Here is a 20,867-nt window from a genome sequence, read left to right as displayed (position 1 = left end):
TTGCTCAAGGCACCGGCGCCGGGCACGGCTGGCAGCGGGCGATCACCTGATGCGCGACGCCGTCGTCGACCAGGCGCAGGGTCGGCCCGGCAACGGCCTGGCCGTCCAGGCTGAGGCTCAGTTCGGCATCAAGGCTGTTACGGACTTCGATCCGGTACGGTGTGTCGCCAAAGCGGTAATGCAGGGTGTAGCCGGGCCAGTCAGCGGGCAGCAGCGGGCGGATGCGCAGGGTGTCGCCGCAACGGTGCAGGCCCAGCAGGCTTTCCACGATCAGGCGGTACATCCAGCCCGCCGAGCCGCTGTACCAGCTCCAGCCACCGCGTCCGGCATGGGGCGTGACCGCGTAGACATCGGCGGCCATCACATAGGGCTCGACCTTGTAGGTATCGATCAGGGCCGCGCAGCCCTGGCGCACCGGGTTGATCAGGCGCATCAGTTCCCAGGCTTTGTCGCTGTCGCGCAATCGGGCGTAGGCCATGCTCGCCCAGATTGCCGCGTGGGTGTATTGCCCGCCGTTCTCGCGCACGCCGGGGACGTAGCCTTTGATGTAGCCGGGATCCAGGTTGCCCTGGTCGAACGGCGGATCGAGCAGTTGCACGATGCCGATGTCGCGGCGCACCAGATGGCGGTCCAGCGCCGCCATGGCCGTACGGGCGCGCTCGGCCGGGGCGACGCCGGAGAGCACCGCCCAGCTTTGCGCCAGCGAGTCGATCCGGCACTCCTGGTTGCCCGCCGAGCCCAACACCTGGCCGTCGTCGAACCAGGCGCGGCGGTACCACTGGCCGTCCCAGGCGTGTTTTTCCAGATTCTCCACCAGCGCCGTGGCCTGCCGCGCGCAATCCAGGGCGAATTCGCTGTCGCCCTTACGCTGGGCAAGACGGCCGAACGCCCGCAGCACTTCATGGCCGAAGAAGCCCAGCCAGACACTTTCGCCCAGCCCCTGCTCGCCGACGCGGTTCATGCCGTCGTTCCAATCGCCGCTGCCCATCAGCGGCAGGCCATGGACGCCACATTGCAAGGCGTGGCCGAGGGCGCGCCGGCAATGCTGGTACAGGCTCTCCACCAGCGGTGAACGGGCGGGCAGGTCGTAATAGGACTCTTCGCCGGCATGCAGCGCCCGGCCCTCGATATAGCCGACCGGCTCGTCCAGCACGCTGCTGTCACCGCTGATCTGCACATAGCGGCAGGTCGCCAGCGGCAGCCACAGCAAGTCGTCCGAGCAGCGGGTGCGCACGCCGCGTTGCAGCGGCGGATGCCACCAGTGCTGCACATCGCCTTCGGCGTACTGGTGCGCGGCGCAGGTCAGCAGGTGCTGGCGTGCTGCGGCCGGAGCGGCGTGGACCATCGCCATGCTGTCCTGCAACTGGTCGCGAAAACCGATGGCACCACCGGACTGGTAAAAACCGCTGCGCGCCCAGAAGCGGCACGCGATCACCTGGTACATCAACCAGCCGTTGACCAGCACATCCAGCGCCGGCTCGGGGGTTTCGACCCGCACCGTCTCCAGGGTGCGCCGCCAATACGCCTGCACCTTGTCGAACTCGTCCATGGCCACGCGCAGGCCGCGGAACTGCGCCACGCAGCGACTGGCGGCCCTGGCGTCGCGTTCCGCGCCGAGGCGGAACACCACGTCGCGGCTTTCGCCCGCTTCAAGCAACAGGCTGACCTGCAACGCCGCGCACGGGTCGAGGCCGCCGCCGGTGCGCCCCGACAAGCGCGCCTGGCGCAGCCCCGCGGGTGACTGGCAGTCGCCGTTGCGGCCGAGGAATTCGCTGCGGTCGCAGGTGATGCCGTGGAACGGCAGGTCGCAATCGAGAAAGGCGACATGCCCGGAAAACTCGATGGCGTGGGCGTTGCGGGCAAACAGCGCGCCGCTGACCGGGTCGGTTTCGCTGACCACATGCAGCGCCGACTTGCTGCGCAGATCCCCCAGCACCCACTCGACGAAACAGGTCACCGTCAGCCGCCGTGTCCGGCGCGAATCATTGTGCAGTTTGAGCCGGCTGAACTTGACCGGCGCCTCCAGCGCGACATGCACCCACAGCTCGCTGCGCAAGCCGTCCTCGGCGTACTCGAAGACGCTGTAGCCGAAGCCGTGGCGCGTGCGGTAGCGGCCGGGGCCCGGGCACGGCAGCGGGGTTGGCGACCAGCAGTGGCCGCTGTCCTCGTCACGCAGGTAGATGGCCTCGCCGCCGGGGTCGCTGACCGGGTCGTTGTGCCAGGGCGTGAGCCGGTATTCGTGGGCGTTTTCATGCCAGGTGTAGGCGCTGCCCGCTTCCGATAGCACGCTGCCGAAAGTGGGGTTGGCGAGGACGTTGACCCACGGCGCCGGCGTCGGCCGGCCCGGCACCAGAGGGATGATGTATTCGCGCCCGTCGGCACTGAAGCCGCCATAGGGGTTTTCCAGCAGCAGCGCCGGCCCGATCGCCAGCGCATGGGCGACAGGTGCGGGCTTGGCGTACGCCGGATTCGGCTGGAAAGCCGCTGGCGCCGGTGCGGAGCGGCGGCGATGCAGTTGCTCGGCCAGGCTGCCCAGGTTGTCGTTGAGGACAAGACGCGCCACCGCCAGGGTCAGGGTCCGGTCCTCGTCGCCCAGTTGCTGCGCCGGGCGCACGAAGATGCCGCCCGGTCGATCGAGCAGCGCCGCCTCGCTGCCGGAGGTGACCACGCCCATGATCAGGTCCTGCAATTGCTGGCGGTAGCCGGCCTCGTCCTCGTTCCAGATCACCAGGTCCAGGATCAGGCCCTTCTGCCGCCAATAGGCATGGGCCAGCACCAGTTGCTTGACCAACTGGATATTCGCCGGGTCGGCGATCTGCACCAGCACGATCGGCAGATCCCCCGACAGCCCCTGGCCCCACAACGCCGACTGGCTGCGCCGGTTGCTGGCGATCAGGGCGCTGCTGGCGCGGTGGCTGGCGTTGGGGTAGATCACCGACGCGGCCATCTGCTCGAACAACCGGGCATCGGCCAGCGAGCCGTTGAGCTGGCGCAGCAGCACCTGGCTGTGTGGCCAGGCGAGGTCGAAGACACGGTCGGCGAGGTGGCGGTCGCGGTACTGGGTGATCTGTTGCAGGCAGGCGTCGCGGCTGTTGGCAACGCCAGTGACCAGATCCAGCGTCGCGGTCTGGCCGGGCGCCAGGGTGATGCGGCAGCGGATCGCGACAATCGGGTCGAGCACCGCGCCGGCGCTGTCGGACAGCGCGTCGACCTCGGCGTCCAGTGCCGCCGGGGCCGACAGGTTGCGGCCACGGCCGATGAAGCGGGCGCGGTCGGTTTCATAGGAGATGGCATCGATATCGACGCCGTGCACCGCCAGCACATGGCACATCCACGGCACCGCTTCCTGTTGCGAACGCGGCCGCCGGTTGCAGACGATGGCTTGCAGCGGACGGATCAGTTCGGTCTGCACGAACAGCTTGCTGAAGGCCGGGTGCAGCGCGTCGCTGATGGCCGGCGCCAGCACCACTTCGGCGTAGCTGGTCAGCTCCAGGGTGCGCGGTGCCTCGGCGTGGTTGGTCAGGTGCAGGCGGCGCAGTTCGATATTGTCCTCGGGGGACACGGCGATTTCGGTGTGGCAGTCGAAATCGTGCGCGCGGATGCGGAACTCGGCGCGGCCGTCGCTGAAGATCGCCTCCTGGTGTGCGCTGGTGTGCCGCGTTGGCTGGTAGGTGGTGGACCAGTACGCGCCGCTGTCGACGTCGCGCAGGTAGCAGAAGCTGCCCAGGCTGTCGCAAGTGGCGTCTTCGCGCCAGCGGGTGACGGCCAGCTCGTTGCAGCGGCTGTAGCCGCTGCCGGTGTTGCTGAGCATGACGTGGTAGCGGCCGTTGGAGAGCAACTGCACCGCCGGGTGACGACGGTTCGGCTCGCTGAACACCCGCAGGCGGGTTTCGGCGCTGTGGCCGGTGACATCCAGGCTCGGCGCCTGAACGCTGTGCAGGTACTGCGCGGCGGTTTTCGGCACGCGTTCCTGCAACAGCAACATGCTCGCCTGGAACTGCGGGTCGGACGCGAAGCGCCGCTGCATCGGCTGGTCCAGCAACAGCGAGGTCAGGGCGAGGAAACTCATGCCCTGGTGGTGGGCCATGAATGAACGGATCACCACTGCGTCCTGCCCGGGCGGCAGGCGTGTCTCGGTGAAGTCCACGGCCTCGTACAGCCCGAAGCGTCCGCCCAGCCCCTGCGCGTGCAGCCGCTGCAGGTTGCGGCAGGCCGCCGCCGGCGCGACCATCAGCGCCAGCGCGCTGGCGTAGGGCGCCACCACACGCTCTTCGCCGAGGCCGCGCTTGAGGCCCAGCCCCGGTACGCCAAAGGCGCGGTATTGGTAGTTGAAATGGATGTCCAGCGCGTTGTACGCCGACTCCGACACCCCCCAGGGCAGGCCCGACAGGTTGCCGTGGTCGATCTGCCGGGTGACGGCGGCGTGGCAGGTCTGGTCGAGCAGGGTGCCTTCGTAGCTGGGCATCACCAGCAGCGGCATCAGGTACTCGAACATCGAGCCGGACCAGGACAACAACACCGGCACCCCGGCATTGCTGGTGAGCAGCCGGCCGAGGGCGAACCAGCAGGCTTGCGGCACCTGGCCCTGGGCGATGACCACGAAATGGGTCAGGCGCATTTCCGAGGCGAGCAGGTCGTAGAACGCGCTGTCGAGGCGGTGCTCATCGGCGTTGTAGCCGATGGCGAAGAGGTCACGCTGGCTGTCGTAAAGAAAACTGAAATCCATCTCGGCGAGGGCGGTGATGCGCCCGGCCAGGTGCTCGGCCTGGGCGATGCGCTGGCGGGCGATGGCCTGCACCCGGGCCACCGCCGGCTGCTCGGCGTGCGGCCATTGTTCAGCCGGCATCTGGGCCAGTTGGCGCCAGCTCAGTGACGGCGCGAGCGGCGCGGCGGTGCCGGGCGGCGGTTGCAGGCGGGTCAGTTCGGCGGACAGGTCCACTGCCTGCCGATGCAGGGCCCGCAACCAGAATCCCGCGTCGCTGGTTTCGTCCGGGTCCTGCTCGATCAGCGTTTGCAGGCGCTCGCTCACCATCGGCAACAGGGCCGTCGCCGAGGCGTCCGCGCGCTCATGAGCGGCCTGGACTTGATCGCGCAGGGCCTGGATTTCCTCCGTGCCACGCCCGGCGGCGGCGAAAGCTTCGATCAGGCTGTCGAAGCAGTCCAGCAGCCCCGCGGTCACGCGCTGGTCGTGCACGGGCGCATCGGCCATCGCCAGCAGGCCGGGGCGCAAGGTCAGCAGCAGCCCGGCGAGGTTGCCGCTGTCCACCGCCGAGACATACAGCGGCGACAGCGGCAGCAGGGTCTGGGTGTCGTACCAGTTGTAGAAATGGCCTTTGTAGCGTTCAAGGCGGTCGAGGCTGTCGAATATCCGGCCAAGCCGTTCGAACAGCCGCTCCGCGCTGAGGTAGCCGAAGTCGTGGGCCGCGAGGTGCGAGAGCAGCGCCATGCCGATATTGGTCGGCGAGGTGCGGTGGGCGATGCTGGCGAAGGGCGGCTCCTGGATATTGTCCGGTGGCAGCCAGTTGTCCGCGGGGCCGACATGCTGGTCGAAGAACGCCCAGTTGGCGCGGGCGAGGCGGTGCAGGAAGCGCAGGTCTTCGGCCTGCGGCGCGAACGCGGCGCGGCTGTGGGGGCGGCTCAGCCACCAGGCCAGTGCCGGGCCGAGCAACCAGGCCAGCAGCAGCGGCGAGGCGAGCAGCAGGGTGGCGGGCTGCGGCCACAGCGCAACTGCCAGCAGCAGCGCAATCGTCGGCGCAACCCACATCGCTTGGTACAGCGCCCGGAGCGTATTGACCCCGCTGCGTTCCTCCTCCCGCGAAGGATTCCATTGCAACAAGCGCCGCTTGCTGACGAACAGCCGCCACAGGGTGCGGGTGATGGCATCGAGGCTGTTGCACGCCTCGAACGGCAGCCAGGCCAGGGCCAGGCCGGCGCGGGCGAAGCCGCTGCCGGAGGTGCGCAGGGCCGCCAGCAGGTGCTGGCCGAGCGGCACATCGGTGGTTTTGTGGCGCAGGTCCAGCAGGCTGTCGAGCAGCGGCCGGGTCAGCGCCAGGCCGAGCACCGCGAGGGTCCAGGTCAGCGGCGCCGCGGCGGCCAGCCAACCCCACGCCAGCACGGTCAGCAGGGCGGCCGGTTCCAGGCTGCGGCGTAGGTTATCGACGATCTTCCAGCGCGACAGCGCGCTGAGCCGGCAGTGCGCCGGGTCGTCGCTGCCGGTGTGCATCCACGGCAGCAGCCAGGGCAGCAACTGCCAGTCGCCGCGTATCCAGCGATGCCGCCGCTTGATGTCGGCGCTGTAGCGCGGCGGATAGGTCTCGAACAACTGCACATCGCTGAGCAGGCCAGCGTGGGCATAGCAGCCTTCGATCAGGTCATGGCTGAGCACGCGGTTGTCGGCGAAGCAGCCGTCCAGCGCCCGCTCGAAGGCGTCGAGGTCATAGATGCCCTTACCGATGAACGAGCCGCTGAGGAACAGGTCCTGATAGACGTCCGACACCGCCTGGGTATACGGATCGACCCCGGCATCGCTGCCGAACAGCCGGGTATAGGCCGAGCGCGAGGCGCTGGGCAGGCTGATGCCGACGCGCGGTTGCAGGATCGCGTAGCCGGACTGGATGCGCCCGCTGGCTTCATCGAAGCGCGGGCGGTTCAGCGGGTGTTGCAGGGTGCCGACGAACTGCCGGGCGGCATCGCGGGGTAACTGGGTGTCGGTGTCCAGGGTGATGACGTAGCGAACGTCGCGCAGGCGTTCGACGTCGCCGACGATGGCGATGAACCGTTCGCGTCCGTGGCCGCGCAGCAGGGCATTGAGGTCGGCGAGCTTGCCGCGTTTGCGCTCGTGGCCCATCCAGCGCTGCTCGGCGACGTTCCACTGCCGTGGGCGATGCAGCAGGAAGAAGCGTTCGCTGTCGACGCCAGGGTGTTTGCGGTTCAGCGCCTGGATGCCGGCGCTGGCCAGGTCGAGCAGTTCGCCGTCTTCGGGCTGGGTCTGCTGGCGGGCGTCCATGAAGTCACTGAGCAAGGCGAAGTGCAGGTGTTCATCGCGGTTGGCGAGAAAGCGCACCTCCAGGCCTTCGAGCAACTCCTCGACATCGCCGGCCGTGGCCAGCAGGGTCGGCACCACCACCAGCGTGCGGGCCTCGGCGGGGATGCCCAGGGTGTAATCCAGGCGCGGCAGGAACGACGGTTTCACCGTCAGGGTCACCAGCCAGTTGATCAGGTCGAGGGCGAGGCGGCTGGTGGTCAGCAGGACCGGAATGGCCATCGCGACAACGACCGCCACCGGCCAGCCATCGACCTGAATGGCGCGTAGGAAATACCACCCCAGCAGGCACGAGAGCAGCGCGGCGGGAACCAGATAGAACGCCAACGGCGCCCGGTGCAGCAGACGCTGCCAGCGTTCGCCGATGGGCACCCAGGCGTGAATTCGCTGCTCCAGCAGCGGCCGGCCCGCGCCTGTCAGGTAATAGCCGACATGCGCGGAGGGCTCATCCGGCGCGGCCTGCGTCGATTGCGCAAGCTCGACCGCCAGCCGCGCCACGGTCGATTCGCTGGCGAGGCAGTGGCGCGCCAGCCGTTCGACGGCATGGCGGTAGTGATCGCGGCTGGCGAAGTCCATGGCCTGATAGACCGCCGCCGGGTCCTCGCCGAGGATCCGTTCGACCTGGCTCAGGTGCTCGACGAAATCCCGCCAGTCCGTGCTCGACAGCAGGCGCAGGCTGCCGATGCTGTTGCTGATCGACACCTGGTCGATGGCCTGCTGCTGGGCGTCAAGCTGCACCAGGCGTTCGATGCTCAGCGCCGACTCGCCAAGCATCTGTTCGATCCAGGCCAGCGGCTGGGTCAGCGTGGCGCTCTGGCCGTGCAGTCGCCGCGCCAGTTCGGCGACGAAGGCAGCGGTCATCGGCGGCGCCGAACGGGCCATGTCCGCCACCACCAGCACCACGCTCTTGGCATCGCGCTCGGCAATCTCGCCGAGGCGATCGGCCCAGAGGTTGGCCAGGTCGCGGTCGGCCCAGTTGGCCATGACCCGCGCCGCGACCCGGCGCAGGTTCTCGATCAGCGCCAGGCGCAGCATGATCGGGATCGCCCACAGCTCGCCGAGGGTCAGCGTGTGCACCTGCTGATAGGCCTCGACGAAGCGGCTCAAGCTGTGCGCGTCGACCCGGCCGTCACCGTGGGAGATGGTCTCCAGGGCGATGTCGTAAACCCGCGGCAGCCCCGCCGAAGGGCCGTTGTCCAGGCGCGGCAGTTGCAGGCTGTAGCCGCTGGGCAGGTGGCGCTTGGCGATGCGGATATGCGCTTCGACCAGATAGAAGTTGTCGAGCAGCCACTGCACCGCCGGCATGGTCGGCCGCGAGCCGGGCAGGACGCCGGCGAGGGCGGCGCAACTGCTGGAAAGGGTCTGTTCGTTGTCGGCCAGGCGGTCGAGCAGCGCATCGTCGGCGGGCAGTTGGCTCAGGCGGTGCTGGCGGGCGAGCCAGCTTCCGTGCTCGGCCATCTGTTCGGTGCTGTACAGCTCGGAACGCAGCAGGTTTTCGTAGGTGAACGAGCGGGGCGGCGAACGCCAGCGTCGGGCGAGCCCGGGCAAGCGTCGAAAAAAGGCGAGTGCGCGAAGCCAGGGGTTGTCCATGGTGTCCTTGCCGGTCGGATCGGTCAGACATCCAGTCTGCGGCGTCGGCAACCGGCGGGTCTGTTCGGTAGCGAACAGACCCGCCGCGCCGCTGCGCCCACCCTGCAAGCACACACGCTATCGCTGCGCCGCGAATCGCAGAGACCCCCATGTTGTCCGAGAGGGAGGCTGAACCTTGAACCTCGTCGCGCCACCGTCCTATCGACCCCCACGTCACCAGCCCCCGCCGGGCCGGGTGTTTTTCATCAAGACAGTGGTTGAACACCGCGCCGTGTTCGCCGAACGAATGCTGGGCGTCGTCAGCCATGATTTGCGCACGCCGCTCCTGGCCATCAGCATGGCGGCCGAGCTGTTGGGCCGGCGGCAACAGTCTGCCGAGAGCCAGGAATTGCTCGAACACATTACCCATTGTGCGGCGCGTGCCCAGCGCCTGGTCGAAGACCTTCTGGACTTCACCGTGATCCGCTCGGGGCGGGGCCTGTCCATCCAGCCCGCGGTGCTGGACCTGCGCGAAGCCGTGGCCGGCTGCCTGGAAGAACTGAGGCTGACCTTTCCCCAGCGGCAACTGGCCTATGAACACCTCGGCGACGGTTGCGCGGTGTTCGACAAGGACCGGCTCTATCAACTCATCGGCAACCTGGTCAGCAATGCGCTCGCGTATGGCGACCGCCATAGCGTGGTCACCGTGACCTCGCGCCTCGATGAAACCCAGGCGACGGTCAGCGTGCACAACCTGGGCGCGCCGATTCCCGCCAGCCAGCTCAAGCAACTGTTCGACCCCATGGTGCGTGGCCGCCAGCAACATCCGGCCATGCGCAATGCCGGGTTCGGGCTGTATATCGTCAGACAGATCGCGCGGGCCCATGGTGGCGAGGTGAGGGTCATTTCAACGGAGCGTGAAGGCACGACCTTTACCGTGACGTTTCCGCGCAGGGCGGCAACTTTCCCGCACAGCGTGCCGGGTAACTTAAATAAACTCGCCGATGGTCCGATATAAGATTCTATTTATAGGCCACGGCGCATACTTCGTTCAGCCCGGATACTTCCGGGCACTTGAGAGGTGATTATGTTCAGCGATGAAAAAGGCCGGGAAGAGGGCAGTTCCGATGTTGAACCCACGGAAGGCCAGGAATGGCTGCCGGCCGAGGAGGCTGATGAGGGCGAAGACGCTGAAAGCACCGAGCCTGCTGGCGCCGAGGACCGTGATGACTATATAGACGTAGAACCGCAACAACCCGAGAAAGAACGCCCGGATATATCCCGGGCGTCGAATGCCGAGCGTTATAGTCGCCAGCGTTAATTGCAGGATAAGTTGGATAGTGCCAGTCAGTTAAATCAATTGGGGCTCTTCGCGAGCAAGCTCGCTCCTACAAAATCGACGAACGCGTTTGCTCGCGACGAACCCTGACTGGCATTGGATTGTCCGGACATGGGTGACAGGCCGCCCGCTGAACATTAGGCTCGACGGCCCATCTCGCACGGAAGCCACCACCCCCCATGGACCAGCCACCTGCCGCAACACCCGCCCGGCCACGGCCGTTACCCCGCACGCCCGCGTCCCTTCGCTCCGGCTGGCAGCGCTGGATGCCGGGGCTGGAGATGCTGCGCAATTACCCGCTGGCCTGGCTGCCGAAGGACCTGCTCGCCGGGCTCGTGCTGACCGCCATGCTGGTGCCGGTCGGCATCGCCTACGCCCAGGCCTCGGGGGTTCCGGGCATCTACGGGCTGTACGCGACCATCATTCCGCTGCTGGTCTACGCGCTGTTCGGGCCCAGCCGCTTCCTGGTGCTCGGCCCGGACTCGGCGCTGGTGGCGATCATCCTGGCGGTGGTCTTGCCGCTGTCCGCGGGTGATCCCGCGAGCGCCATCACCCTGGCCAGCGCCATGGCGCTGGTGTCTGGCCTGGTGTGCGCCGCCGCTGGCTTGCTGCGGCTGGGCTTTATCACCGAACTGCTGTCCAAGCCGATCCGCTACGGCTACATGAACGGCATCGCTTTCACCGTGCTGATCAGCCAGACGCCGAAGCTCTTCGGCATCTCCCTCGACAGCGCCGGGCCGTTGCACGACATACCGGGCCTGTTCCAGGCGCTGTTCGCCGGCAAGGCCAACTGGCACGCCTTCGCCATCGGTGGCGGCAGCCTGGCGATCATCCTGCTGCTCAAGCGTTTCGAGCGGGTACCGGGCATCCTCATTGCTGTGGTGCTCGCCACCCTGGCGGCGTGGGGGTTCGCGCTGGAAGCCGAGGGCGTGCAAGTGGTTGGGTCGCTGCCACAGGGCTTGCCAGGTTTTTCCATTCCGCTGATCGGGTTGAACGAACTGACCACTGTATTGATTGGTGGCTTCGCCGTGGCGCTGGTGTCATTCGCCGACACCAGCGTGCTGTCGCGCACCTACGCCGCCCGGACTCGTTCGCCGGCCGACCCCAACCAGGAAATGATCGGCCTGGGCATGGCCAACCTCGTCACCAGCCTGTTCCAGGGCATTCCCGTCAGCAGCAGTTCATCGCGGACTCCGGTGGCCGAAGCCGCTGGCGCGCGCAGCCAACTCACCGGCGTGTTCGGCGCTCTTGGCGTGGGCCTGTTGTTGCTGTTTGCGCCCGACCTGCTGCGCCATCTGCCCGTCAGCGCCCTGGCTGCGGTAGTTATCGCCGCCGCCATTGGCCTGTTCGAATTCCGCGACCTGCGGCGCATCTACCGTATCCAGCAATGGGAGTTCTGGCTGTCGATCGTCTGCTTTGTCGGCGTGGTGGTGCTGGGGGCCGTGCCGGGGATCGGCCTAGCGGTGGTGATCGCCGTGATCGAGTTTCTCTGGGACGGCTGGCGCCCGCATTACGCGGTGCTCGGGCGGGTCGCCGGGATTCGCGGCTACCACGACATCAGCCGCTATCCCGATGCTCGCCGGGTACCGGGCCTGGTGCTGTTCCGCTGGGACGCGCCGCTGTTCTTCGCCAATGCCGAGCAGTTCCAGAGTTGCGTGCTGCAGGCCATCGAACAGTCACCGACACAGGTCCGCCGGATCGTCATCGCCGCGGAGCCGGTTACCAGCGTGGACGTCACCTCGGCGGACATGTTGATCGAGCTTGAGCAGTACTTGCGTTCTGCGGGCATTGAGCTGCGTTTTGCCGAAATGAAGGACCCGGTGAAGGACAAGCTGCGGCGCCTGGAAGTGCTGGCGCACATCGGCAGCGATGTGTTCCAGCCCACGGTGGGCGCGGCGGTGGACGTTTATCTGGAGGAGCATGGGGTGGACTGGACGCCCTAGGCTCTGTATGAAAAGCCTAGTTTTACGAAAAGTGAGTGTGCAGCGGTATCGGGTACAACTCGTGACAGATAATTATGACCGTATTAATCGTACTGATTTATCGGGGTGAATAATTAGTCTGGATGCGTCTGGAACATTTTTGGGGAGAAAGTGGGCCACTCGGAAAAGCATTTATACTCAAAACCTTATTGAACGATGGCTTTATGTAATCATCCGAGGGGTGTCTGAATATTGATGATAAAAACCGAGCTGCTGGAATACCTGGACAACACGATTTCCAGCATGGTCGAGGCCGATATCGATGACGCCATCGTTCTTCACCTGGAGCTGATCATTGAGAACTATCGGAGAAAACCCTTCTTTTACAAAGCGCTGTTGAAGTATGACCGGCTGATGGTTGTGTTATCGCTGTGTAGTTTTTATTACAGCGATAACCTGGTGCCGTTATCCAAAGTCAAGCAGTTCTGCGAGGCGAGGGGGTATTTGTCACGCAACAGCCTTGATTCTTATTTTTCGTTCTTCTTTATCTCCGGTTATATGAACGTGCAGGCTCACCCGGAGGATGCCCGTCAACGCACTTACGCACCGACTGAAATGGCCTCGTTCGAGGCAGCTCGACTGATCAAGAGTTACCTGCACCCTGCCATGTCGTTGGCGCCGGGCGCTGTTGAGCTTTTCAAAAAAACAGACGATGAAATCATCCGCTGCTTCTTCCGCGGCCTGCGCAGGTTGCTGGACGCCAACATCCTGCTCGACGCCCTGCAGCCTGAGGCGAAATGGATCATCAACAAGGATGGCGGCCATCTGCCGATGTTGGCGCTGTATGTCGATGCCTTGAAGTCTCGCTCGACGAGCAAGGGCTACAAGTCGTCGACCTATGCGCAATTGTCGTCCCGGTTGTGCGTTTCCAGCACTCATGTCATGCGCCTGGTCAGGGAAGGCGAGAGCAAGGGCTACTTCAAGACCTATGGCAACCTGGTGGAGCTGTGCCCGGGTTTCACCACGTTGGTCAGGCAAACCATGGCAATCAATTTTGCCGTTGCGAGGATCAGCATGGAGCTGGGTGAAGATGCCACGCAATCCTGAGCTTCCTGTGCTTGCTGCGGACTGCCATACCAACCATGACCAGCGTATCCGCCTGTTGCTGCGCACCGGCGTGGTGGCCGCCGAGTTGCTGGCAATCGGCAGTTGGCTAGCGATCCACCTGATCTTGAACGAGCGTTTGGGCAGCGCTGCGCCCTGGGGTACGTTGTCTGGGCTGGTGGCCTTGTTTCTGCTCCATACCTTCACCGAATCCGATCGGGTCTGGCGGTATACGGGGCTGATGTTCCTGCTGGTTTTCGTGCTTGGTTACATGCGGCTCTTCGAGGAGTACCCGCTACTGCACGCCCAATACGCCTTGCCGTTCGCCGTGCTGACGGTGGTCGGTGCCTCCTTGCTGATCCGCGGGCCGCTGGACTATCTGGTGAGCGGCGTCCTGACCTGGGTGCTGATCTGGCCGGCAACGGGATTTCAAGGGCAGGGGACCGGCCTGTGGTACCTGGAGCTGTTCGTGGTGTTCTCGCTGTGCCTGGGTTGGGTCAACAACCGCAGTTACATCAAGGCCCTGCAAACCAGCCTGGATATCGAACGGCACTACCGCCGGCTCGCCGAGACCGATCACCTGACATCACTGCTGAACCGGCGTGCATTGATGGAGCGCTTCGAAGCGTTTGTCGCCTCCCGTCCTGGCGGTTTCTTTTTGATGATCGACATGGATGATTTCAAACGGATCAATGATCGTTACGGGCATGGTGTCGGAGATCAGGTGCTGTGTGCGCTGGCTGATTGCCTGCGCGCCGTCCCCGGCAGCTACTGCAGCGGCCGGCTCGGCGGTGAGGAGTTCGGGGTGGTGATCGATACTGTCGACCCGGACCAGGCGCAGGCGTATGCCGAGCGCCTGCTCGAAGCGGTTCGCGGCTGTGACGCGGCACCGGCCATGTTCACCTTCAGCGCCGGGCTGGTGCCTTTTTTCAGGGATGAAGATCCGTCGGGCATCCTCACCCATGCCGACCGCAATCTGTACAAGGCCAAGCACGCTGGAAAAAACCGCGTGCAAGCCAGCTCCCCCTGATTTTCAAACCCGTTCGGACTGGAGGTACTGTGTTCAATCATCGTTGCGAGCAGGCGCTGCTCAAATGCAAAGAAGAACTCGAGGGTCTGCGGGATATGTTCGAGCAGTTCGAGCAGAGGCTGGTATCGGCCCGCGTGGATGAATCGGGCGTGCTCATCGGGGTCAACCCCGCGTTTGCCGAGGCCCTGGGTTACTCGCCACAGGCCCTGGCCGGCAAGCGTTTGAGCGAGTTGCTCGAACCCGGCTGCGCAACCCTGGTCATCGCGGAGCAGGAGCAGCCGCTGCGTTGCCGAAGTGCCAACGGCTTGCCCGTGGTCATGAACCTTTTCTGGGTACGTGAGCGCAATAGCGTGTTCCAGGGCTACGGAACGGTTGCACCCGGGTTACCGCGCCAGGACAAGGACGGCCTGGAGATGTTTCGCGCACTGACGCGCTCGACCGCGATCATTCAGTTCAAACTCGACGGCACGGTGCTGGATGCCAATGAGCAGTTTCTCAAGGCCATGGGCTACACACTGGCGCAGATCCAGGGGCGGCATCATCGTTTGTTCTGCCTGGCCGAAGACGCAGCGTCGCCGGAATACACGGAATTCTGGAAGTCACTCAATAAAGGCCGCTTCGTTGCCGGGCGTTTCCGCCGTCTCGACAGCCGCGGGCAGCTTGTCTGGCTGGAAGCTACCTACAATCCGATCGAGGATGTGCGTGGTCGCGTCTACAAAGTCGCCAAGTTCGCCAATCTCGTCACCGCCCAGGTGGAGAAGGCCAACCAGGTGAAGCAGGCGGCAGAACTCGCTTACCAGGTATCACTGAGCACCGGTCAGCGCGCAGATCAGGGGATGACGATCTTTGCCGAGTCGAACCAGGCCATAGAGAGCATTGCGCAGCAGATGGGGTCGGTTACCACCACCATGAAGGCGCTGGAGGCGCAGTCGCTGGTGATCGGCTCAATCGTGCAGACCATCGGCGCGATTGCATCCCAGACCAATCTGCTGGCGCTCAACGCCGCCATCGAAGCGGCCCGTGCGGGTGAACAGGGGCGCGGGTTCGCGGTGGTCGCCGATGAAGTGCGCAAGCTTGCGGCACGGACTACCCAGGCCACCGGCGAGATCGTCGAGGTGGTCAAGCAGAACCGCGCGTTGGCCGATGATGCCCTGGACCAGATCCAGCGCAGCCACGACCATACGAGCAAGGTCCTGGATCTGGCCGGGCAGTCCAGTCTGGCCATGCTGGATATCCAGCAGCGGGCCAGGCAGGTGGTCGAAGCGATCAGCCGCGTGGCGACGGATCTGAATTGATTACCGCATCGTCCGGGCGCAGCCGGGGCGGGTGAGCCCCGGTGAAGAACGGCCCCCGATCCTGGATTCCGGCAAGGCGGGTATCGGCAGATCGGGAGCGCGTCAGCGGGCCTCTAGAACACCGGCGTGTACTTCACGCTGAACATCACATTGCGCGGATCACCGAAGTTGTTGTTGCCGTCGAGCTGGTTGTAGCCGGCGGTGTAGTAGTGCTTGTCGAACAGGTGGTTGGCGTTCAGCGCCAGGCCGATTTCCGGCGTGAGCTGGTAGCCGACGCGAGCATTCCATACGGTGTAGCCCGGCACGTCGAAGGAGCGTTCGTAGCCCAGCGTATGGCTCTGGCTGGTGAAGCCAAGACCGGTGCTGACCCGGCTCCAGTCGCCGCTGAACGGGTAGTCGCGCGCCGCGCAGCACTTCCAGGCGGTCGAAGAAGATCAGGTCCTGGGTCGCCCAGTTGCCCAGCGCATAGGTGTTGCGCACGACGGGCACGCCGTCGTACTGCCAGTCATCGATCTGGAAACCCCGCGAGGTGAGGATCATGCCCTTGCCCACGCCCTGCACGCCGACCATGCCGGTGGTCATGTTGGCCGCGTCCTTGAGGTCGGTCAGGCCCTGGTCGTCCATTTGCTGGCGGGTCATCACGCTGATCGACTGCGGGATTTCCTTCAGGGCGTGGGTGCCCTTGCCGATGGTCACGGCGCGGGCGGCGTAGGAGTGCGAGCCTTCGGTGGTGGGGTCGTCCCAGCTTGCCGGACGGAGGAGATTGCACGGGTCGGTGTTTCCGATGTTAGTGTGAATCGTTCTCAATACTACCCGTGGGACGAGAGGCAGCGCAATTGGCTCTTCTCGTGGGGTGATGCGGTGCCTTCATCGGTAAAAGCTGCTTTGCACAAGCGGACGAATCTGTTTCTGTAGTCAGAAATCACCTACCAAAGGACTGGAACATGCTGTTCAAAGACAAGGTTGCCATCGTCACCGGCGCGGGCCAGGGGTTGGGACTCGCTTATGCCAGAGCGTTGCTCGAGCGCGGCGCCAAAGTGGTCATCAGTGACCTGGGCACCGATCGCACCGGCGCGGGCAGCGACGAAACGGTGGCCAGCGCCGCCGTGCGCGCCTTGCAGGCCGATGGCGCGCAGGTGCTGGCGCACGCGGGCCGCCTCGACGAGGAAGCGGGGTGCAAGGCGCTGGTGGAACTGGCCGTCGAGCACTTCGGCGCGCTGGATATTTTGATCCACAACGCCGGCTGGGTCGGCTACCAGCCCATCGAGGAGCAGGACGCGACGTTCCTCGAGCGCTCGCTGGGAATCAACGTCCACGCGCCGATCTGGCTGGCCAAGCACGCCTGGCCGCACCTCAAGCGCTCCGGCGCGGCGAGGGTGGTGCTGACCACCTCCGACCGCGCCATGTACGCGCAATACGCCCAGGTCGGGCTGACCGCCTACGCCGCCGGCAAGATGGCGCAGATCGGCATCATGAACGCGCTGAGCATGGAAGGCCGCGAGCACGGCATTCTGGTCAACGCCGTGTCGCCGGTGGCCAAGACGCGCATGTGGGGCATCAGCCAGCCGCCGGAAAACCTCAAGCCGGAATGGGTCACCCCGGGCGTGCTCTATCTGGCCAGCGCGCTGTGCCAGGACAGCGGCCTGATCCTGCGGGCCAGCAACGGCCAGTTCAGCGCCACGCGCTTTTGCGAGAACCCCGGCGTGAGCTACCCGACCGACCTGGCCCGGGTCAAATGCGCCAGTGTCGAGGAGGTCGCGGACCTCTGGGAGCGCATCAAGGAGCACTGATCCGACGATCCTCTCTGGCTTCCCGCGGAAAAAACCGGATACTGGCGACCATTTCGTTTAGCCCGTTCTGGTAATCCCGCATGGAAATCAAGGTCAACTTTCTCGACAACCTCCGACTCGAAGCCAAGTTCGATGACTTCACGGTGGTGGCCGACCAGCCCATCCGCTACAAGGGCGATGGCTCGGCCCCTGGACCGTTCGACTATTTCCTGGCGTCTTCGGCGCTGTGCGCGGCGTACTTCGTAAAGCTGTACTGCCAGACGCGGGATATCCCCACCGACAACATTCGTCTGTCGCAGAACAACATCGTCGACCCGGAAAACCGCTACAACCAGATCTTCAAGATCCAGGTCGAGCTGCCGGCGGACATTTCCGCCAAGGACCGCCAGGGCATCCTGCGCTCCATCGACCGCTGCACGGTGAAGAAGGTGGTGCAGACCGGCCCCGAGTTCATCATCGAGGAAGTCGACAACCTCGACGCCGATGCCCAGGCCCTGTTGATGCCGGCCGCGGCGGCGGGCAGCAGCACTCGCATTCTCGGCAAGGACCTGCCGCTGGAAGACACCATCGCCAATATGTCGGCCATCCTCGCTGACCTGGGGATGAAGATCGAAATCGCCTCGTGGCGCAATATCGTGCCGAATGTCTGGTCGCTGCATATCCGCGATGCGCAATCGCCGATGTGCTTCACCAACGGCAAGGGTGCGACCAAGGAAGGTGCACTGGCCTCGGCGCTGGGCGAGTTCATCGAGCGGCTGAACTGCAACTTCTTCTACAACGACCAGTTCTGGGGCGAGGACATCGCCAACGCCGAATTCGTCCACTACCCGAACGAGCGCTGGTTCCAGCCGGGCCGCAAGGACGCGCTGCCGAAGGAAATCCTCGACGACTACACCCGCGCGATCTATAACCCGGACGGCGAGCTGCTGGGCACCCATCTCTACGACACCAACTCCGGCAATATCGAGCGCGGCATCTGCTCGCTGCCGTTCGTGCGCCAGTCCGACGGCGAAGTGGTGTACTTCCCGTCGAACCTGATCGAAAACCTTTACCTGAGCAACGGCATGAGCGCCGGCAACACCCTGGCCGAAGCGCAGGTGCAGTGCCTCTCGGAAATCTTCGAGCGCGCCGTGAAGCGGGAAATCCTCGAAGGCGAACTGGCCCTGCCGGATGTGCCGCAAGAGGTGCTGGCCAAGTACCCGGGCATCGTCGCCGGCATCCAGGGCCTGGAAGAACAAGGCTTCCCGGTGCTGGTCAAGGACGCGTCGCTGGGCGGTGAATTCCCGGTAATGTGCGTGACCCTGATGAACCCGCGCACCGGCGGCGTGTTCGCCTCGTTCGGCGCCCACCCGAGCTTCGAAGTGGCGGTGGAGCGCAGCCTGACCGAACTGCTCCAGGGCCGCAGCTTCGAGGGCCTGAACGACCTGCCGCAGCCGACCTTCGAAAGCCATGCGCTGATGGAGCCGAACAACTTCGTCGAGCACTTCATCGACTCCAGCGGTGTGGTGTCGTGGCGCTTCTTCAGTGCCAAATCCGATTTCGAATTTGTCGAGTGGGACTTCTCCGGCCAGGGCGAAGACTCCAACGCCGACGAAGCCGCGACCCTGTTCGGCATCCTCGAAGGCATGGGCAAGGAAGCGTACATGGCCGTGTATGACGACCTCGGCGCCACCGCCTGCCGCATCCTGGTGCCGGGCTATTCGGAAATCTACCCGGTGGACGACCTGGTCTGGGACAACACCAACAAGGCGCTGTTCTTCCGCGAAGACATCCTCAACCTGCACCACCTCGATGACGACGCGCTGGAAGCGCTGCTGGAGCGCCTGCTGGAATCCGAGCTGGACGAGTACACCGAGATCAAGACGCTGATCGGCGTCGAGTTCGACGACAACACCGTCTGGGGCCAGTTGACCATTCTCGAGCTGAAGATCCTGATCCAGGTCGCCTTGCGCAAGTTCGACGACGCCAAGGAACTGGTGGAGATGTTCCTGCAATTCAACGACAACACCGTCGAGCGCGGCCTGTTCTACCAGGCGCTGAACGTGGTGCTGGAAGTGGAACTGGACAACGAGCTGGAACTGAGCGACTACGAAGTCAATTTCCGCCGCATGTTCGGCAACGAGCGGATGGACGCGGTAATCGCCTCGGTCGAAGGCAGCCTGCGCTTCCACGGCCTGACGCCGACCAGCATGAAGCTGGAAGGGCTGGACCGTCACCTGCGCCTGATCGACAGCTACAAGAAACTGCACGCAGCACGGGCCAAGGCGGCGGGCCTGAAGGGCTAAGCCCTTCGCCGTGGTCAATTTTGCGGGCCACCCTCTGGCCCGCAAAAGGATGGTTCACCGAAACATTTGTTGCCATACGACAATCTATCGCCGATCCACACTGCTACTCTGGCATCTGGCCATATCTGGCCCAGACTGTGAAAACCGCCGAATTTCACCTGTGCCGAGGGTCGTGAATGATCGAGCGTCGATACCGCCGCTCCTTGTGGCTGTCGCTGGTGCTGTTGCTGATGTCCGCGGCCGCGATGGCCGCGGATCAGTGCCAGCACCTCACTGCCACGGGTAACCCCGAATATCCCCCCTATCTCTGGCGTGATCCCGACAACCCGGGACAACTGATCGGCGCCAATGCCGACCTGCTCAAGCAGGTGGCCAGCGAGTTGGGACTGGAAGTGGACGTCCGCTACACCGGTCCCTGGTCCCGCGCCCAGGAAGAGGCGCGCACCGGCCGTGTCGACCTGCTGGCCGGCTATTTCCTCACCGAAGTGCGCCAGCAAAGCATGGACTTCATCAAGCCCGCGTTCCTGTACACGCCGAGCGTGGTCTGGGTGCGTCAGGATGACGGCTTTGTCTATCGCACCTGGGAGGACCTCAAGGGGCGCAAGGGCGGGACGCTGGTCAGCAACAGCCATGGTCAGCAGTTCGATGACTACGCCAGGGACCACCTCAACCTCGAAGCGGTGCCCGGCGCCAGCCAGGCCTTCCAGAAACTGCTGCTCAAGCGCAACGACTACGTGATCTACGAGCAGTATCCCGGCATGGCGCTGAGCCGCACCCTGGGCATGGAAGACAAACTCAAGGTGCTCGACCCGCCGGTTTCCAGCGAAGGGCTGTACCTGGCGCTGTCCCATGACTCGCCGTGCAATCGCCCGGAACTGCGCGCGCGGCTGGCGCAGAAAATGCGCGAAATCGTTGCCGGACCGCTGCCGGAGCAGTGGGTGACGGAAAATCTGGAGCGCTGGAAGAGCCAGCAGGAACCCCGCTAGTTAACTGATCTGTCCCCACACCTGCACCAGCCCGATGGCATGCACCAGGCCGATGCCGGTGCAGAGGGCCGAACTGATAATGACGAAGCGCAGGCTGCGGCCATCGTTGAGCAGCACGAACGGCCCCACCAACCCGCGGAACAGATAAACCAGGGTGATGACGCACAGCGCCGGCCGCAGCAGCGGCAGCGCGCCGATCACCCCCGCGCCGGCCAGGGCGTAGGCCGCCCAACTGGCCAGAACCAGGGCGATACCCAGGGTGACGATGGCCGGAAACCGATAGCCTTTCTCGGCGGCGCGAACAAACCGCTGCCCCGCGCCGGCCAGGCGGTAACCGGCGGGCCCGGCGATGATCACCCCCAAATGGAGCATGGCGGCGAGCAGGCTGAGGGCTGCGGCGATGATGAGGGGCAGGTTGTGTTCGACGTCCATTCGCGCTGTTCCTTGTTGGGTTTGAGCACCGGTGTTGTCGGTCTGAAACGCTGATAAACGCGTTCGAGCCAGA

Annotated in this window: 11 protein-coding genes and 3 pseudogenes; 10 read left to right on the top strand and 4 right to left on the bottom strand. The window is 64.9% G+C overall.

The features are described 5' to 3' along the window. Nucleotides 1-4 precede the first annotated feature (4 nt). Nucleotides 5-8,632: a GH36-type glycosyl hydrolase domain-containing protein gene (locus tag CKW37_RS08655; protein ID WP_095155357.1), complete on the bottom strand. Its 8,628-nt coding sequence runs from the start codon at nucleotides 8,630-8,632 to the stop codon at nucleotides 5-7. Between the two features lie 175 nt (nucleotides 8,633-8,807). Here CKW37_RS08655 and CKW37_RS08650 point away from each other — a divergent pair, with 175 nt between their 5' ends. The 7 genes and pseudogenes from CKW37_RS08650 to CKW37_RS33570 all read left to right on the top strand — a co-directional run. Then, complete coding sequence (locus CKW37_RS08650; protein ID WP_256587712.1) at nucleotides 8,808-9,629, top strand: sensor histidine kinase KdpD; 822 nt, start codon at nucleotides 8,808-8,810, stop codon at nucleotides 9,627-9,629. A 69-nt stretch (nucleotides 9,630-9,698) separates the two neighbouring features. Beyond that, nucleotides 9,699-9,932 (top strand): hypothetical protein, encoded by a 234-nt coding sequence (locus tag CKW37_RS08645; RefSeq protein ID WP_095155270.1) that lies wholly within the window; start codon nucleotides 9,699-9,701, stop codon nucleotides 9,930-9,932. Between the two features lie 284 nt (nucleotides 9,933-10,216). Beyond that, a complete protein-coding gene (locus CKW37_RS08640) occupies nucleotides 10,217-11,893 on the top strand; it encodes a SulP family inorganic anion transporter (RefSeq protein ID WP_256587717.1) in 1,677 nt (558 codons plus the stop codon). A 234-nt stretch (nucleotides 11,894-12,127) separates the two neighbouring features. Further along, nucleotides 12,128-12,979 carry a hypothetical protein gene (locus tag CKW37_RS08635; RefSeq protein ID WP_095155268.1) on the top strand — a complete coding sequence of 284 codons (852 nt, stop codon included), beginning with the start codon at nucleotides 12,128-12,130 and terminating at the stop codon, nucleotides 12,977-12,979. Between the two features lie 55 nt (nucleotides 12,980-13,034). Beyond that, on the top strand, nucleotides 13,035-14,006 hold the full coding sequence (locus tag CKW37_RS08630) for a diguanylate cyclase (protein ID WP_159985246.1): 972 nt from the start codon (nucleotides 13,035-13,037) through the stop codon (nucleotides 14,004-14,006). Nucleotides 14,007-14,035: 29 nt separating this feature from the next. Then, nucleotides 14,036-14,743: pseudogene (locus CKW37_RS33575) on the top strand (PAS domain S-box protein); the annotation flags it as partial. Between the two features lie 198 nt (nucleotides 14,744-14,941). Continuing rightward, a pseudogene (locus CKW37_RS33570) lies at nucleotides 14,942-15,301 on the top strand (methyl-accepting chemotaxis protein); the annotation flags it as partial. A gap of 113 nt (nucleotides 15,302-15,414) precedes the next feature. Here the strand turns inward: CKW37_RS33570 and CKW37_RS32365 are convergent. Together CKW37_RS32365 and CKW37_RS08620 are read right to left on the bottom strand one after the other, a co-directional pair. Further along, entirely contained in the window at nucleotides 15,415-15,606 is a 192-nt protein-coding gene (locus tag CKW37_RS32365) for a hypothetical protein (protein ID WP_371864279.1), read from the bottom strand. 87 nt (nucleotides 15,607-15,693) lie between these two features. Further along, nucleotides 15,694-16,039: pseudogene (locus tag CKW37_RS08620) on the bottom strand (TonB-dependent receptor plug domain-containing protein); the annotation flags it as partial. Between the two features lie 206 nt (nucleotides 16,040-16,245). Between CKW37_RS08620 and CKW37_RS08615 the strand changes: the two are divergent. From CKW37_RS08615 to CKW37_RS08605, 3 genes are all read left to right on the top strand, one after another. Then, on the top strand, nucleotides 16,246-17,091 hold the full coding sequence (locus CKW37_RS08615) for an SDR family NAD(P)-dependent oxidoreductase (RefSeq protein WP_095155265.1): 846 nt from the start codon (nucleotides 16,246-16,248) through the stop codon (nucleotides 17,089-17,091). A gap of 80 nt (nucleotides 17,092-17,171) precedes the next feature. Continuing rightward, nucleotides 17,172-19,376, top strand: a complete 2,205-nt coding sequence (locus CKW37_RS08610) for an OsmC domain/YcaO domain-containing protein (protein ID WP_095155264.1) — start codon at nucleotides 17,172-17,174, stop codon at nucleotides 19,374-19,376. A gap of 176 nt (nucleotides 19,377-19,552) precedes the next feature. Then, nucleotides 19,553-20,362, top strand: a complete 810-nt coding sequence (locus CKW37_RS08605; protein WP_095155263.1) for an ABC transporter substrate-binding protein — start codon at nucleotides 19,553-19,555, stop codon at nucleotides 20,360-20,362. Here the strand turns inward: CKW37_RS08605 and CKW37_RS08600 are convergent, their stop codons facing one another. Further along, nucleotides 20,363-20,794 carry a hypothetical protein gene (locus CKW37_RS08600; RefSeq protein ID WP_095155262.1) on the bottom strand — a complete coding sequence of 144 codons (432 nt, stop codon included), beginning with the start codon at nucleotides 20,792-20,794 and terminating at the stop codon, nucleotides 20,363-20,365. It lies immediately after the preceding gene. Between the last annotated feature and the right edge of the window lie 73 nt (nucleotides 20,795-20,867).

The sequence above is a fragment of the Pseudomonas sp. Irchel 3E13 genome, from assembly GCF_900187455.1.
Lineage (GTDB): Bacteria > Pseudomonadota > Gammaproteobacteria > Pseudomonadales > Pseudomonadaceae > Aquipseudomonas.
The sequence above is the reverse complement of the archived record's forward strand: the minus strand, read 5'-3'. Positions and strand labels throughout refer to the sequence as shown.

Excerpts from the sequence above, each read along its gene's own strand:
- CKW37_RS08655 (WP_095155357.1), bottom strand. The coding sequence starts at position 8,632 with ATGGACAACCCCTGGCTTCGCGCACTCGCCTTTTTTCGACGCTTGCCC.
- CKW37_RS08645 (WP_095155270.1), top strand. The coding sequence starts at position 9,699 with ATGTTCAGCGATGAAAAAGGCCGGGAAGAGGGCAGTTCCGATGTTGAA.
- CKW37_RS08635 (WP_095155268.1), top strand. The coding sequence starts at position 12,128 with ATGATAAAAACCGAGCTGCTGGAATACCTGGACAACACGATTTCCAGC.
- CKW37_RS08640 (WP_256587717.1), top strand. The coding sequence starts at position 10,217 with ATGCCGGGGCTGGAGATGCTGCGCAATTACCCGCTGGCCTGGCTGCCG.
- CKW37_RS08600 (WP_095155262.1), bottom strand. The coding sequence starts at position 20,794 with ATGGACGTCGAACACAACCTGCCCCTCATCATCGCCGCAGCCCTCAGC.
- CKW37_RS08615 (WP_095155265.1), top strand. The coding sequence starts at position 16,246 with ATGCTGTTCAAAGACAAGGTTGCCATCGTCACCGGCGCGGGCCAGGGG.
- CKW37_RS08605 (WP_095155263.1), top strand. The coding sequence starts at position 19,553 with ATGATCGAGCGTCGATACCGCCGCTCCTTGTGGCTGTCGCTGGTGCTG.
- CKW37_RS08610 (WP_095155264.1), top strand. The coding sequence starts at position 17,172 with ATGGAAATCAAGGTCAACTTTCTCGACAACCTCCGACTCGAAGCCAAG.